Origin of the sequence: Aliirhizobium wenxiniae, assembly GCF_014201355.1 — a bacterium.
GTDB lineage: Bacteria > Pseudomonadota > Alphaproteobacteria > Rhizobiales > Rhizobiaceae > Neorhizobium > Neorhizobium wenxiniae.
The window spans coordinates 559293-572475 of sequence record NZ_JACHEG010000002.1; the positions used below are offsets into that span (position 1 = coordinate 559293).

General features: G+C 60.1%; 11 protein-coding genes. 6 read left to right on the plus strand and 5 right to left on the minus strand.

Annotated elements, in window-relative coordinates:
- Nucleotides 1-17: 17 nt before the first annotated feature.
- Nucleotides 18-911, minus strand: coding sequence for a LysR family transcriptional regulator (locus tag HNQ72_RS10765; RefSeq protein WP_183992263.1), 894 nt, complete (start codon nt 909-911; stop codon nt 18-20).
- A 202-nt stretch (nt 912-1113) separates the two neighbouring features.
- Here HNQ72_RS10765 and HNQ72_RS10770 point away from each other — a divergent pair, with 202 nt between their 5' ends.
- From HNQ72_RS10770 to HNQ72_RS10790, 5 genes are all read left to right on the plus strand, one after another.
- Nucleotides 1114-2301 carry an MFS transporter gene (locus tag HNQ72_RS10770; protein ID WP_183992264.1) on the plus strand — a complete coding sequence of 396 codons (1188 nt, stop codon included), beginning with the start codon at nt 1114-1116 and terminating at the stop codon, nt 2299-2301.
- A gap of 21 nt (nt 2302-2322) precedes the next feature.
- On the plus strand, nt 2323-3360 hold the full coding sequence (locus tag HNQ72_RS10775) for an aldo/keto reductase (protein ID WP_183992265.1): 1038 nt from the start codon (nt 2323-2325) through the stop codon (nt 3358-3360).
- A 141-nt stretch (nt 3361-3501) separates the two neighbouring features.
- Nucleotides 3502-4329 (plus strand): aldo/keto reductase, encoded by an 828-nt coding sequence (locus HNQ72_RS10780; RefSeq protein ID WP_183992266.1) that lies wholly within the window; start codon nt 3502-3504, stop codon nt 4327-4329.
- 90 nt (nt 4330-4419) lie between these two features.
- A complete protein-coding gene (locus HNQ72_RS10785) occupies nt 4420-4989 on the plus strand; it encodes an RES family NAD+ phosphorylase (protein ID WP_183992267.1) in 570 nt (189 codons plus the stop codon).
- 165 nt (nt 4990-5154) lie between these two features.
- Nucleotides 5155-6462, plus strand: a complete 1308-nt coding sequence (locus HNQ72_RS10790; RefSeq protein ID WP_183992268.1) for an alpha/beta hydrolase family protein — start codon at nt 5155-5157, stop codon at nt 6460-6462.
- 228 nt (nt 6463-6690) lie between these two features.
- Here HNQ72_RS10790 and HNQ72_RS10795 read toward each other — a convergent pair whose 3' ends face one another.
- Nucleotides 6691-7656 carry a YiiG family protein gene (locus HNQ72_RS10795; protein WP_183992269.1) on the minus strand — a complete coding sequence of 322 codons (966 nt, stop codon included), beginning with the start codon at nt 7654-7656 and terminating at the stop codon, nt 6691-6693.
- Nucleotides 7657-8059: 403 nt separating this feature from the next.
- Here HNQ72_RS10795 and HNQ72_RS10800 point away from each other — a divergent pair, with 403 nt between their 5' ends.
- Nucleotides 8060-9985 carry a methyl-accepting chemotaxis protein gene (locus HNQ72_RS10800; RefSeq protein WP_183992270.1) on the plus strand — a complete coding sequence of 642 codons (1926 nt, stop codon included), beginning with the start codon at nt 8060-8062 and terminating at the stop codon, nt 9983-9985.
- A gap of 77 nt (nt 9986-10062) precedes the next feature.
- On the opposite strand, the gene corA is transcribed toward HNQ72_RS10800, so the two are convergent.
- The 3 genes from corA to HNQ72_RS10815 form a co-directional block, all read right to left on the minus strand.
- Complete coding sequence (corA, locus tag HNQ72_RS10805) at nt 10063-11097, minus strand: magnesium/cobalt transporter CorA (protein WP_183992271.1); 1035 nt, start codon at nt 11095-11097, stop codon at nt 10063-10065.
- A 468-nt stretch (nt 11098-11565) separates the two neighbouring features.
- A complete protein-coding gene (locus HNQ72_RS10810) occupies nt 11566-11955 on the minus strand; it encodes a hypothetical protein (protein WP_148143979.1) in 390 nt (129 codons plus the stop codon).
- 141 nt (nt 11956-12096) lie between these two features.
- Nucleotides 12097-13113, minus strand: coding sequence for a YihY/virulence factor BrkB family protein (locus HNQ72_RS10815; protein WP_183992272.1), 1017 nt, complete (start codon nt 13111-13113; stop codon nt 12097-12099).
- Nucleotides 13114-13183: the final 70 nt, after the last annotated feature.

Here is a 13183-nt window from a genome sequence, read left to right on the forward strand (position 1 = left end):
CATCGCGCAGGATGCGTTCAGAACCGTTCCGCGAGAAAATCGATAAAAGCACGGATGCGCACCGCCAGATGTTCATGCCCGGCGTAAACAGCGTGGATGTCTTCGATATCTTCGGGATTGAAATCCTCAAGGATGGGAACGAGGCGGCCGGCCTGGATGTCCGGTTCGACATGGAAGCGGCCGACGCGGCCGATACCAAGACCATCAACACAGAACTGACGGATAATCGATCCGCTTGAAGCTCTAAGGCTTCCGGATACGGGGCTCAGATCGATCTTGCCGGTCAGCGGATCGCGGAAAGGCCAGCCTTCTACCGAACGGCGGAAATTGAAGTTGATGCAGTTATGCGCTTCAAGATCGGCCGGTGATCGCGGCAGGCCGCGCTCGGCAATATAGGCCGGCGAGGCAATCACCACCTGGCGGGTCTGACCGAGCTTTCGCGCCATCAGCGACGAGTCGCGCAGCGGTCCGTGGCGGATGGCGATATCCACCCGCTCGCGGATGAGATCGACCGTATCGTCGGTCAGTGTGACATCCAGCTGGACATCCGGAAAGAGCTGCAGAAATTCGCGGGTCATCGGTAGAATGTAGAGTTCACCAAAGCCGACCGAGGCATTGACGGACAGCGGTCCGCGCGGCAATGCCCGCCCGCCGCCGGAGACGATCTCTTCCGTATCGGCGATCTCGGCGAGGATGCGAGAGGCGCGCGCCAGATAGGTTTCGCCTTCCGGCGTCAGCTGCAGCAGGCGGGTGGAACGCACGACGAGCCGCGTACCCAACCGGTCTTCCAGACGGGTGACGAGTTTGCTGACTGCCGAGGGTGACAGCTTCAACCGTCGGCCTGCCGCCGAAAAGCTCTTCAGCTCGGCGGCGAGAACAAAGACTTCCATTTCTCCGGCACGGTTGTCCATTTCGCTGTTCCCTGCTTTCGCTTTCCTATTTGCCCGGCGTGCCGCAACACCCGCTCGTTCGACATCTCATCTGTGACTTCATTTCACAGATGATTATCCATCTATGCCGCTACACAGGCAAGTATCCAGCAACGATATTGCGGCGCATCGAACGATCTTCCCTTGGCCCCTCCTACCAAGGGATCAGGACAAGGATACCCCAATGCCTCTCGCTCTCTATGCGTTGACGGCCGGTGCATTTGGCATCGGCGTCACGGAATTCGTCATCATGGGTCTGCTGATCGATGTCAGCAAGGATCTCGGCGTTTCGATCTCGGCTGCCGGCCTGCTTATTTCCGGTTATGCGCTCGGTGTCGTCATCGGTGCGCCGATCCTCGGCGCCATTTCCGGCAAGTGGTCGAAAAAGACCCTGCTAATGGCGCTGATGGTGGTGTTCACCATCGGCAATCTCGCCTGCGCCATCGCGCCAGACTACTGGACGCTTATGGCCGCCCGCGTGCTGACCGCCTTTGCGCATGCCTCGTTCTTCGGCGTCGGTTCGGTGGTTGCGACCAGCCTCGTCGCGCCGAACAAGAAGGCGTCCGCCATCGCCATCATGTTCACCGGCCTCACGGTCGCGAACATTCTCGGCGTACCATTCGGTACCTGGCTCGGTCAGGCCTATGGCTGGCGCTCGACCTTCTGGGCCGTGACACTGATCGGCGTCGCAGCATTTGCGGTGATCGCACTTCTTGTACCGAAGGACAAGGCATCCGACACACAGGAAGAAGCCTCGCAGGGCGTGCTTGCCGTGCTCGGCCGCCGCGCCGTTCTTCTCGGCCTTCTGACCACCGTGCTCTCCTGGGTGGGTGTTTTTGCCGGCTTCACATATATCGCGCCGATCCTGACGCAGATTACCGGTTTCTCTGAAGCCGCAGTTTCGCCGATCCTGCTCGTCTTCGGTGGTGGCCTGGTGATCGGCAATCTTGCCGGCGGCTGGCTGGCAGACCGTCACCTCATGCCGACCATCGTCGGCAGCCTGATCGCACTTGCCGTCGTGCTTCTCGCCATGACCGTCGTCATCCACCAGCCGGTGCTTATGGTCATTGCGATTGCCCTGTTCGGTGCCGCTGCATTTGCCACCGTCGCACCGCTGCAGATGTGGGTACTTGCCAAAGCCGAAGGCGCCGGCCAGGGGCTCGCCTCGTCCTTCAACATTGCCGCCTTCAACCTCGGCAATGCGATCGGCGCATGGCTCGGCGGCGCCGTCATCGACCATGGCCCCGGTCTCGGATCCGTTACCCTGGTTGCCGGCCTCGTTCCGATCGCAGCCCTTGCAGTCGCCCTTATCGCGATCCGCATGGACAAGAGCCGCAGCGGCAATGTCACCCAGCTTTCACCGGCAGAATAACAGTTAGGAAGGATGACGGTCATGGATTATCGCAACCTTGGAAAATCCGGGCTGAAAGTACCGGTCCTCTCCTTCGGCGCCGGAACATTCGGCGGGTCCGGCCCGCTGTTCAGCGCATGGGGGAATACGGATGTCGAGGAGGCCCGATGCATCGTCGACATCTGCCTCGAGGCCGGCGTCACCCTGTTCGATACGGCTGACGTCTATTCGAGCGGCGCATCGGAAGAGGTGCTGGGACAGGCGATCAAAGGTCGTCGTGACGACGTGCTGATCTCCACCAAGGCTAGCCTCCCGTCCGGCGATGGACCAAACGACTGGGGCTCGTCGCGGTCCCGGCTGATCGGAGCTGTCGAGAAAGCACTCAAACGGCTGGGCACCGAGCATATCGACATTTTCCAGTTGCATGCTTTTGATGCGTCGACCCCGGTGGAGGAAGTGGTGTCGACGCTTGACCGGCTCGTTCAAGACGGCAAGCTGCGTTACATCGGCGTTTCAAACTTCTCCGGCTGGCAGATCATGAAATCGCTGGCGGCGGCGGAAAAGAACGGTTGGACGCGTTATGTAGCCAATCAGGTCTATTATTCGCTGATCGGACGAGATTACGAATGGGACCTGATGCCACTCGGCGAAGACCAGGGCCTTGGCGCACTGGTGTGGAGCCCGCTTGGCTGGGGCAGGCTGACCGGCAAGATCAGCCGTTCAAAGCCTATCCCGGCAGGAAGCCGTCTGCATGAGACAGCAAGTTTCGGCCCGCCGGTGGAGGACGAGCATTTCTACCGGGTCATCGATGCGCTGGAAGAGGTTGCCGCGGAAACGGAAAAGACCGTGCCGCAGGTGGCGCTCAACTGGCTGATTTCCCGGCCGACAGTCTCCTCCGTCATCATCGGCGCCCGCAACGAGGAACAACTGAGGCAAAATCTCGGCGCAGTGGGCTGGTCGCTGACGAAAGAGCAGATCGCAAGGCTGGACGCGGCAAGCGCGGTGACGGCGCCCTATCCGCATTTCCCCTATTACCGGCAGGACGGGTTTGCGAAGCTCAATCCACCGCTTGCCGGGTGATTGCCGCGACACGGATCTGCATCCGACAAAATCTCGCAGTTGATCCGCCCGTCAAACAGCCCATGTAAAGAGGGCTTCATTTCTGGCCCGGCCCACTTTTCGTCTAGTCTCGGCCGGGCTTCGCTTTCCAAAGGAGTTTTCATGTTCGACGTCAGCGCAAACGGCGCAAATATCCCCGCCCTCGGTTTCGGCACTTTCCGCATGCCCGATGCCGATGTGCATCGCGTCCTGCCGGAAGCCCTGAAGCTCGGCTTCCGCCATGTCGATACCGCTCAGATCTACAAGAACGAAGCCGCCGTCGGCGATGTTCTGAAGTCTTCGGGCATTGCCCGGCAGGACATCTTTCTCACCACCAAGGTCTGGGTCGATCGTGTCGGCCACGAAGCGTTCATCGCTTCGGTGGATGAAAGCCTGACCAAGCTGAAGACCGATCATGTCGATCTTCTTCTGCTGCATTGGCCGCAGAGCGAGATGCCGCTTGCCGACCGGATCGGCGCGCTCAACGAGCTTCGCAAAGCGGGCAAGGTCAAGAATATCGGCGTCTCCAACTTCTCCACCGCGCTGATGGCGGAAGCGGTAAAACTGTCCGATGCGCCGATCGTCAACAACCAGGTCGAATACCACCCCTATCTCGACCAGACGAAGGTGCTGAGCGAGGCCGCAAAGACCGGCATGTCGGTGACCGCCTATTACCTGATGGCCGATGGTGCCGTGCCGAAGGACGAGGTGCTGAAGGATATCGGCGCCAAGCATGGCAAGACCGCCGCACAGGTGGTGCTGCGCTGGGCCGTGCAGCAGAAGGGCGTGATCGCGCTGTCGAAGACTGCCACGGAAAGCCGTCTGCCGGAGAATTTCGACATTTTCGACTTCGCGCTTTCGGAAGACGAGATGGCTGCGGTTCACAAGCTTGCCCGCGCGGACGGCCGCATCGTCAATCCGGGGCACCTCGCGCCGGAATGGGATAAGTAGTTTCCGATCCCGGTTTTCTATTGAATGACTGAAGCTTCGGAGAGAACATCTCCGGAGCTTTTTTGTCGGAGTGATCGTGGGTGATAAACCTTGAATAAAAAAGAAAATCCGGACAGCACGCATCCGCTCCTGCGTCGGGTGGAAGGCCGCTTCTTTCGTTCTGTCCCGACGCCCCGGCTGGACAAGATTCTCGATCCGCCCGATCCCAAGAGCGCCGGCCGTTACCATCGTCCGGGCGAACGGATTCTCTACACCAGTGCGACGTTCGAATCGGCTGTCGCGGCGATCTCCGGCTATATGCGTCAGGATGGTCTGCCGCGCATGATGGTGCCGCTCCAGATCGGCGAAGCCTTCGTGCTTGACCAACATGACGAAGAGGCCTGCAGGGCATTCGGCATCGAAAGGGATCTTTCCAATGAACCTTGGCAGGCAGCGATTGCGGAAAACCGGGAACCGGCCTCTTGGCGCAATGCCGATATCGCCCGCATGGCCGGAGCCGGAGGGATCATCGATCGATCCCGCAAGATGCCCGGTGCCTGGCATCTCAATCTGTTTTACTGGAATGAGGCCGGTGGTCCCAACGTGGAGATCTGCGGCGAACCGGTCGAGATCTTTCTCTCCGCCGAAGGACCGACATGGGATCGGAGCCTGACCGACTGAAACCCGGATGGGTGAGAAACCACCCGTCCCGTCTCGCGTTTGGGAAAGAAACCACCCAAATGCAGCGCGCAGCAGCCATGATTGCGCCTGACTGTTCTGGCCAAACATTGCCTCCCCCGGCCCTCGCCATATTTTTCGAGCGGGCTGGAGAAAGAGGAGTTTTCCATGCTTTTCAGAACCTTGTTGATATCGGCGGCGGTGATCGCCACGACGACGATGCCTGCTGCCGCACAACGGCGCGGTGCCGAACCGGCGCCGAAGGATTGCCCGAAAAGCCTGCCGGCCGGCACCGAATGCTTTGCCGGCCAGGATATGCGGGGCGCCTATTACTGGATTGCCAGACCGAAGAACTGGAACGGCGTGCTTGTCGTCCATGCCCATGGCGGGCCCCGGACAGCCAAGCCGAAACCCGACGATCCGGTGGAGGATCTGGAGCGTTTCGCCGTGACGGTTCAGGAGGGTTATGCCTGGGCGGGGTCCAACTATCGCCGACAGGGTTATGGCGTGCGGATGGCCGCGGCGGACACAGACAATGTGCGGCGCATCGCCGAGCGGCTGCTTGGGGAACCGAAGACCGTGCTGCTGCATGGCCAGTCATGGGGTGGCAATGTGGCGGCAAAGACCGCCGAGCTTTATGCGCTCGACTGGCGTGGCCACAAGAATTACGACGGCGTGGTGCTGACCAGCGGGCTGCTTGCAGGCGGAAGCAGCGGCTATGACTTCCGCGCTGATCTGCGCGCCGTCTACCAGTATTACTGCAAGAACCATCCGCGTGCCGACGAGGTGCAATATCCGGTCTGGCAGGGCCTGCCCAAAGGTGCCTCTATGAAGCGCGACGAGCTGGAAAAGCGCGTCGATGAATGCACCGGCCTGTCGCTTGCAAAGGACAAGCGTTCACCGGAGCAGGCCAAGAACCTCGCCAATATTCTCGCCGTCACCCATGTGCCGGAAAAGACCCTTGTGGCGCATCTCGCCTGGGCGACGGGGATGTTTCAGGACATCGTATGGCGCAGGCTCGACGGAAAGAACCCGTTCGACAATTCCGAAGTCCAGTACAAGGGTTCGGATGACGATGCGGCGCTGAACAAGGGCGTCGAACGGTTCAAGGCCGATCCGAAGGCACGCCGGGCGATGGTCTACGACGCCGATCTTACCGGCCAGATCATGCTGCCGACGATCACGCTACATGCCAAGGACGACCCGACGGTGTTCGTCAACCACGAGGCCATCTACCGCCAGACCGTGGAAAAGGCCGGCAATGGCGACCTGCTGCAACAGAACTTCTCCGATGAGGCGGAACATTCGAAACTGTCGACCCCGCAATATGCAGCCCTTTTTTCGGCCATGCTGAGTTGGATCGACAAGGGAGAGAAGCCGACCAAGCAGTCCGTCGCGGCTCTCTGCGAGGAGAAACACAAGACCTATGACGAGGCTTGCAAGCTGTTGCCGGAGTTCGAGCCGGGGCTGGAATAAAAGCACACCGGAGGCTGCCGATACCCCCTCTGTCCTGCCGGGCATCTCCCCCACAAGGGGGAGATCAGCTGGACGTGCCGCCCTGCCCCAAACGAGTTTCGTCAAGGCAATCCACTCGGAAGATGGTGGATAGCTGGGCGAAGATCATGACGCTTGCCATCTCCCACTTGGGGGGAGATGGCCGGCAGGCAAGAGGAGACCTAGCGGCACTGACGCTGAACGGGGCAATCAATCCTTGGCAAAGGTCGTCGCCGTCTGCGAGGTGGTGACCATGGTGTTGTAGTCCGAGACGATCCACTCGATGTCGTTGCCGCCGGCCTTGCGGGCGTCACCCTTGACCTTCGCGAGTAGCTCATCGAGATTACGCAGTTTGGACAGAAGCGAAGCCGGGCGGCTTTCGAAGACGTGGAAACTATCCGGGTGATCGATGGCATAGTCGTCGAATTCGCGCACCGCGCTTGCATAGGCGTCGAGTTCACCCTTAAACACGGCCATATCGACGACCGGTTTTTCGTTGTCCGGCATCAGGTCCATCATCGCTTCGGCACGGATCATGACGTTGCGGACATGCCAGCGGGATTTGCGGCCCTCCATCTGTTCCAGCGCCTTCAGCGACGCCAGGTCGAGCTTCACCTTTTCCGCCCGCAGCGTCAGATCGGCAGCATCGCGGCGCTCCCCATAGGTCGGAGCAAGCGCTGCGATATCCTTATGATAGGCCTTGGCGCCTTCCATCTTGTCGGACTTGTAGTCCAGCCGCTCGTAATATTTGTTGGCTTTCTCGATCACCGGCGCGAGCTTCTGGTAGATCTCGACATAGGCGAGCATGGCCGCATCAAGCTCCGACATTTTCGGCTCGGCCTTGGCTGCCTGCTCGACAGCTGCGATCTCATCGCGCACATCGTAAAGGGAGTAGAGTCCGTAAATGACCCTTTCCTTGCCGGTCGGCCCCTTCTTCATATCGACCCAGCTGCCGTAACGCTCGAGCGATTCCGAGGCGCGAATGGAGCGGTTCAAGAATTCGACATAGGCATTCATCTTGACGATCGCCGCGTCGGAGAGGTCAACCTCCGCTTCAGGCGCTGTAGAGGATTGGGCAAAAGCAGGCGTGCCGGAAAGAACCGGCGCCATCGTCGGTACCTGCAGCAAAAGCGAAACCGCGGCGACGGCAAACGCCCTCGACGTGAAAATGCGCATTCTGATTACCCCCAAAGACATAGAATATTAACTAACTGAATTTGAGGTTCAAACCGCGAAGGTCAACTACGAAAATTCGCACTTGAGTTGGATCTGCCGGATAAAAGTCGCAGACATCGGCAAGCGAACTCGAAATATCAATCGGCGTTTGCATCGCGATGTCACCTCAACTTTGTTTCCTAACAAATATTCAGTTTTGCAACATTTTTTTCGCTTCCTGCGCATTTGATTAAATTGCGATTAAGCAACCTTGCCATAGCGTGCGGCCAAGCCCATGACAGGCCTGCATGAAAGCCCAGCCCGCGCCTCCCCGGCCTCGATAGCTTCCACTCGTGCCTTCCCTCCCCTGTCCGATCGTCCCAGGCGACCTGCGTCCACGCGGTCCATTCTCACGGTGCATGCTATGAGTTTTCTTTCAAACGCGACAATTAGAACAAAGATACTGTCCCTGATCGTGCCGGTCTGTCTGATCGGCGTGGCCGGCATCGGTACCGCCGCCTACAGCTTCAAGCAGGCGGATAAGCAATATACGGCCTTCATCGCAGAAGACAGCGTCGCTGCGACCCAGGTATCGCGCGCCTCGACCTCGATGAATTCGGTCGCCTACAGCGCCTATCAGCTGACGGTCTATCCGCAGGGCTCCACCTTCCGCGCCGTGGCGCAGAAGAACTACGAAAGCGGCAAGAAAGTCATCGGCACGCTACTCGCATCTGCCAAGCAGCTTATTCCCGGGCAGGCGAGTGACCTGTCGGCGTTCGAAACCCGCGCGGCTGCAATCACCGCGATGACAGACAAGGCGGTTGCCTTGACCGAACAAGGCCAGATGCAGGATGCGCAAGCCGTTCTTGCCCAGGTCGACCCGGATATCGCCAAGATCCGTGACGACTTCAAGGACTGGAATGTCGCAAATACGAAGAGGGTTCTGGACAATAGTGCCGGGATCACCGCGCAAATCAATTCAACCCTCATCACCCTGATCACGACGCTCGGCCTGCTGTTTGCCGCTGCGATCGCCGCCTCGCTGTTCGTTGCCTCGCGCGGCATTTCCGGCCCGATCGACATGCTGCGTCAGCGCATGGCGTCACTTGCCGGCGGTCAGACGAGCCAGGAGGTTCCGGGCCTCGGCCGCAAGGACGAAGTGGGCCATATGGCTGAAGCAGTCGCGGTGTTCCGCACCAATGCGATCGAGCGCGCCAAGCTTGAGGAAGAGGCTCGCGCCAACCGCAGCCTTTCCGAACAGGAACGCGCCGCACGCGAAGAGCAGAAGGCAAAGGAAGCTGCTGACGTAAAGTTCGCGGTCGACAACCTGGCAAATGGCCTTTCGCATCTGGCAGACGGCGACCTTGCCTACCGGATCGGCAAGACGTTCACCGAAACGCTCGACGGCGTGCGCCACAACTTCAACGCCTCAGCCGACAAGCTGCAGGCAGCCATGCGCGGCGTTGCCCAGAATGCCCGCGGCATCGATGCCGGCGCCAACGAGATCAAGTCGGCCGCCGACGATCTGGCCAAGCGCACCGAACAGCAGGCCGCGGCCCTGGAAGAAACGGCCGCAGCGCTGGAGCAGATCACCACCACTGTGAAGGATGCCGCCAAGCGTGCTTCCGAAGCCGGTGCGCTTGTCGCCCGTACCCGTCAAGGTGCGGAAAAGTCCGGAGAAGTCGTCCAGACCGCCGTGAAGGCGATGGAGGAGATCGAAAAGTCGTCCGGCGAGATCGGCAACATCATCGGCGTCATCGACGATATCGCCTTCCAGACCAACCTGCTGGCACTGAACGCCGGTGTCGAAGCAGCACGCGCCGGTGAAGCCGGCAAGGGCTTTGCCGTCGTCGCACAGGAAGTTCGCGAACTTGCGCAGCGCTCGGCCAATGCAGCCAAGGAAATCAAGGCGCTTATCACGACCTCGAACGAGCAGGTTCGCAACGGCGTGGAACTGGTCGGAGAGACCGGCAAAGCGCTGAAGAACATCGTTTCTGAAGTTCAGGAGATCAACCGCAACGTTGCAGCGATCGTCGAGTCCTCGCAGGAACAGTCTTCGGGTCTTCAGCAGATCAACACGGCCGTCAACCAGATGGACCAGGATACGCAGAAGAACGCGGCGATGGTCGAGGAATCCACTGCCGCCAGCCATAGCCTGGCCCGCGAAGTCGCGTCTCTGAATTCGCTGCTGGCGCAATTCAAGCTGGCCGATGGCCATGCTCCGGCAGCCGTTCGCCCGGCGGCAAGAAACGATGCCCCGGCCGCTTCGCCGGCCCGGTCCCTCGCCCGCAAGGTCGCAGGCGCGTTTTCCGGCAATGCTGCCGTGGCGCAGAACTGGGAAGAATTCTGAGCCTGACGGTTCAGCGCAATCCAGACGACAGGAAGGCGGGGCAGCGATGCCCCGCCTTCTTCATTTCCAGACCTGCCTCACAGCCAGCCTTTCCGCTTGAAATAGAGGTAGGGCACAGCCATCGAGAAGATCATCATGATGATCGCCGAGTGATATCCGTAATGCCATTGCAATTCCGGCTGATAGGCGAAGTTCATGCCGTAGACGGAAGCAACCAGCGTCGGCGGCAGGAACATGACCGAGGCGACGGAGAATATCTTGATGATCTGGTTCTGCTCCAGATTGATCAGGCCGAGCGTCGCATCGAGCAGGAAGTTAATCTTGTTCGACATGAAGGCCGAGTGATCGCCAAGCGAGGTGGCATCGCGCTGCAGCAGCTTCAGCCGCTGGCGGACTTCCTTTGACAGCTTGCGGTCAACGCCATCAAGCGCCGCATAATAGGCGACGACACGGGAGACGCTGACGAGGCTTTCTCGCACGACGGTAATGAACTCGCCCTTCTGGCCGATGGCGCGGATCAGTTCCTGCAGGTCGCGCTGTTTCTTGTTGGCCTTCGATGCTTTGGCCTCGAAAACGTCACGCGAGATCTGGTCGATATCGGCGCCGAGCCTTTCCAGCGTATCGGCCATGCGGTCGATGATCGCCTCGACCAGACCGCTCATGATCAGCTCGCCGGTGGCCGTATGCGTGCCGAGGCCGTTTGCCTTGCGGGCACGCGCCATGAAGGCATCGAACGGACGCGGTTCGGCATGACGGACGGTGACGAGGATCGAGCCCTTGATGATGAAGGTGACCGGTACCTTGATCGGCGTGCCGGCATCCGGGCGGGTCAGCACGGTCATGGTCATGAACTCGGCGCCGTCCTCCTGATAAAGACGGGCGGAAAGCTCGATATCCTCCATCTCGTCCATGGTGGGCACGACGATGCCGAGGCATTTTCCGACCTCGTGTTCCTCTTCGGCCGTCGGGCTGACCAGGTCGTACCAGACGACGGAAGGGGCACGTTCCGTGGGTTGGATCTCAGCCTGCGCAATGGCATTTTCGCCCTCGGACTGTTCGTCAAAGGCTGCAGGTACAAGGCGATCAAGGTCATAGGCGTGGATGCGCAGCATGACGGCTCCTTTTCGGACCATCTGGTCCCCGGAGCGCATCACCGAGAGAACGGATCAGAGCCCCGAAGCGGCAGGTCTATCTGTTGACGTCGAACTTCGACTGTCGGGGTTCATCTCGATTTGTCCTTTGAAAGAGCGACGCCCGGACGGGCAGCCGCTTCAGGCGTCACATGGGCCTGTCGCATCGGAAAGTCAATGGGAATGATGGCGGTCGAAAAGATGGCAAGGAATGAGACCTCGGCCGCCTGCAATCACCTCTTGTAGATTAGGCAAATCTAATATAAATTCACCCTGTCGCCATTTCCCAGATCAACCGGCGATGGTCCGAAGCACAATCTTCGGCCGGGCACACCCCTGCCCCATTCGGCTTGGCATTCCCCCGATTGGCCACCCGACAAAAAAGCCGCCGGAACAGGAACCGGCGGCCTTTTTGTTATGCGATCCGTCTATCGAGTCGATCCGGCTGGCTCAAACGAACTGAGACAGGCCCGGCACCGAGGCGATAACCGTGTCGACCACTTCGTCACCTGCATGTTCGCGGGCAACTGCCATGGTTTCCTTGGCAAGTGCCGTGATCTCGCCCATGCCGAGGCCCTGGGACATGAGCTGCTGACCGAGCGCCATGACGCCGCCGCCGAAGCTTGCCATCAGGCCGCCGAGCAGACCGCCGCCGCCGGCGCCTTCGCCGTTGAACTGGGCTACCAGTTCCGGGGCGCCCGGGATTGCTTCGATCATCTTTGCTACCGCGCCGTCATCGGCCTCGCGCTGCAGGAAGCCGAGCATCATGCCGATTGCTTTTGCGGCCACATCCGGCGTGATGCCGACGCTGTCGGCGACGCGGGAAACCAGTTCGTTCATCAGGATGTCTCCTCAAAATTCTGACGTTGACGTCAAAGTAATACACATTCAGCCATGGCAAGACTAGCCATGACAGGAGATTGGAACATTGTTATTCGCGATCCGGGGATGGCGGCGCAAGTGCTTAATTGCGGTCATCGATCAATCCCGCGTTTCTCCCAGTGTATCGGCCATATAGGCACCGCGTTCTCCCATGGGCCGCGGCGTGCCGGTGGTCGAATCGCGTGTCGTCTGGTGTTCGAGTTCGGCGTTGATCTCGGCCCCGACGATCACGATGATGGCCGATATCCATGTCCAGACCATGAAGCCGATCAGCGCGCCCAATGTACCGTAGGTCGCGTTGTAGTTGGCGATATTGGAGAGATAGAAGGAGACGCCGAGGGAGGCGGCGAACCAGAGGAGCGTGGAGAAGACAGCGCCCCATGTGAGCCAGCGGACCTTGGCCGGCTCGCGGCTGGGGCCGAACCGATAGAGAGCCATGATGCCGAAACCGACGAACACCATCATGATCGGCCAGCGGGCGACGCGAATAATGAGTTCGGCCCAGCGATCCAGCCAGAAATAGTTTAGCACGGCCGGCACGACACCCATCGAAAACAGGATAACGATGGCGATCAGGAAGGCGCCGAAGGTGAAGACGAGCGAAACGAGATTGAGGCGGACGATGCTGCGCTTTTCCTTTTCGCGATAGGCAACATTCATCGCATCGAACAGCGCCTTGATGCCATTATTGGCGCTCCACAGGGCCAGCGCCAGACCACCGACGAGGCCTGCGGACAGGGTGGCGCCGCCTTCCGCCGACAGCGCCCTAACCTGATTGAGAAAGATGTCGAGCGCATCCGCCGGCATCACGGAGCCGAGCGAAGCGATACGGTCGGCGATCGCCGCAGGGTCGGCCAGAAGCCCGTAAAGAGAGACGAGCACGCTGGCGGCAGGAAAGAGAGCCAGAAGCAGATAATAGGTGACGCCGGCCGCAATCAGCGTGACCCTGTCTTCCATCACGCCGGAGACGATACGCCAGAAGACATCCTTCAACCCGCGGGCGGGAATTTCTGCGGGCGTATCGGCCTCCCTTCCCCTACCCTGATGCGGCTGAGAAATCCGGCCTTTCCCGAGATGTTCGGCGTCATTCTCCAGCAGGTTGCCGCTCGTCGTCATATGGCCCTCGCTTTCGCGTGATCTGATCGCTCGGGGCCTCGGGAAATCGTTGCCGCCCGCCAAAGCCCGC

Coding starts and splice junctions, on each gene's coding strand:
- HNQ72_RS10800 (WP_183992270.1), top strand. CDS start 8,060: ATGAGTTTTCTTTCAAACGCGACAATTAGAACAAAGATACTGTCCCTG.
- HNQ72_RS10780 (WP_183992266.1), top strand. CDS start 3,502: ATGTTCGACGTCAGCGCAAACGGCGCAAATATCCCCGCCCTCGGTTTC.
- HNQ72_RS10775 (WP_183992265.1), top strand. CDS start 2,323: ATGGATTATCGCAACCTTGGAAAATCCGGGCTGAAAGTACCGGTCCTC.
- HNQ72_RS10815 (WP_183992272.1), bottom strand. CDS start 13,113: ATGACGACGAGCGGCAACCTGCTGGAGAATGACGCCGAACATCTCGGG.
- HNQ72_RS10770 (WP_183992264.1), top strand. CDS start 1,114: ATGCCTCTCGCTCTCTATGCGTTGACGGCCGGTGCATTTGGCATCGGC.
- HNQ72_RS10765 (WP_183992263.1), bottom strand. CDS start 911: ATGGACAACCGTGCCGGAGAAATGGAAGTCTTTGTTCTCGCCGCCGAG.
- HNQ72_RS10795 (WP_183992269.1), bottom strand. CDS start 7,656: ATGCGCATTTTCACGTCGAGGGCGTTTGCCGTCGCCGCGGTTTCGCTT.
- HNQ72_RS10790 (WP_183992268.1), top strand. CDS start 5,155: ATGCTTTTCAGAACCTTGTTGATATCGGCGGCGGTGATCGCCACGACG.
- HNQ72_RS10810 (WP_148143979.1), bottom strand. CDS start 11,955: ATGAACGAACTGGTTTCCCGCGTCGCCGACAGCGTCGGCATCACGCCG.
- corA (WP_183992271.1), bottom strand. CDS start 11,097: ATGCTGCGCATCCACGCCTATGACCTTGATCGCCTTGTACCTGCAGCC.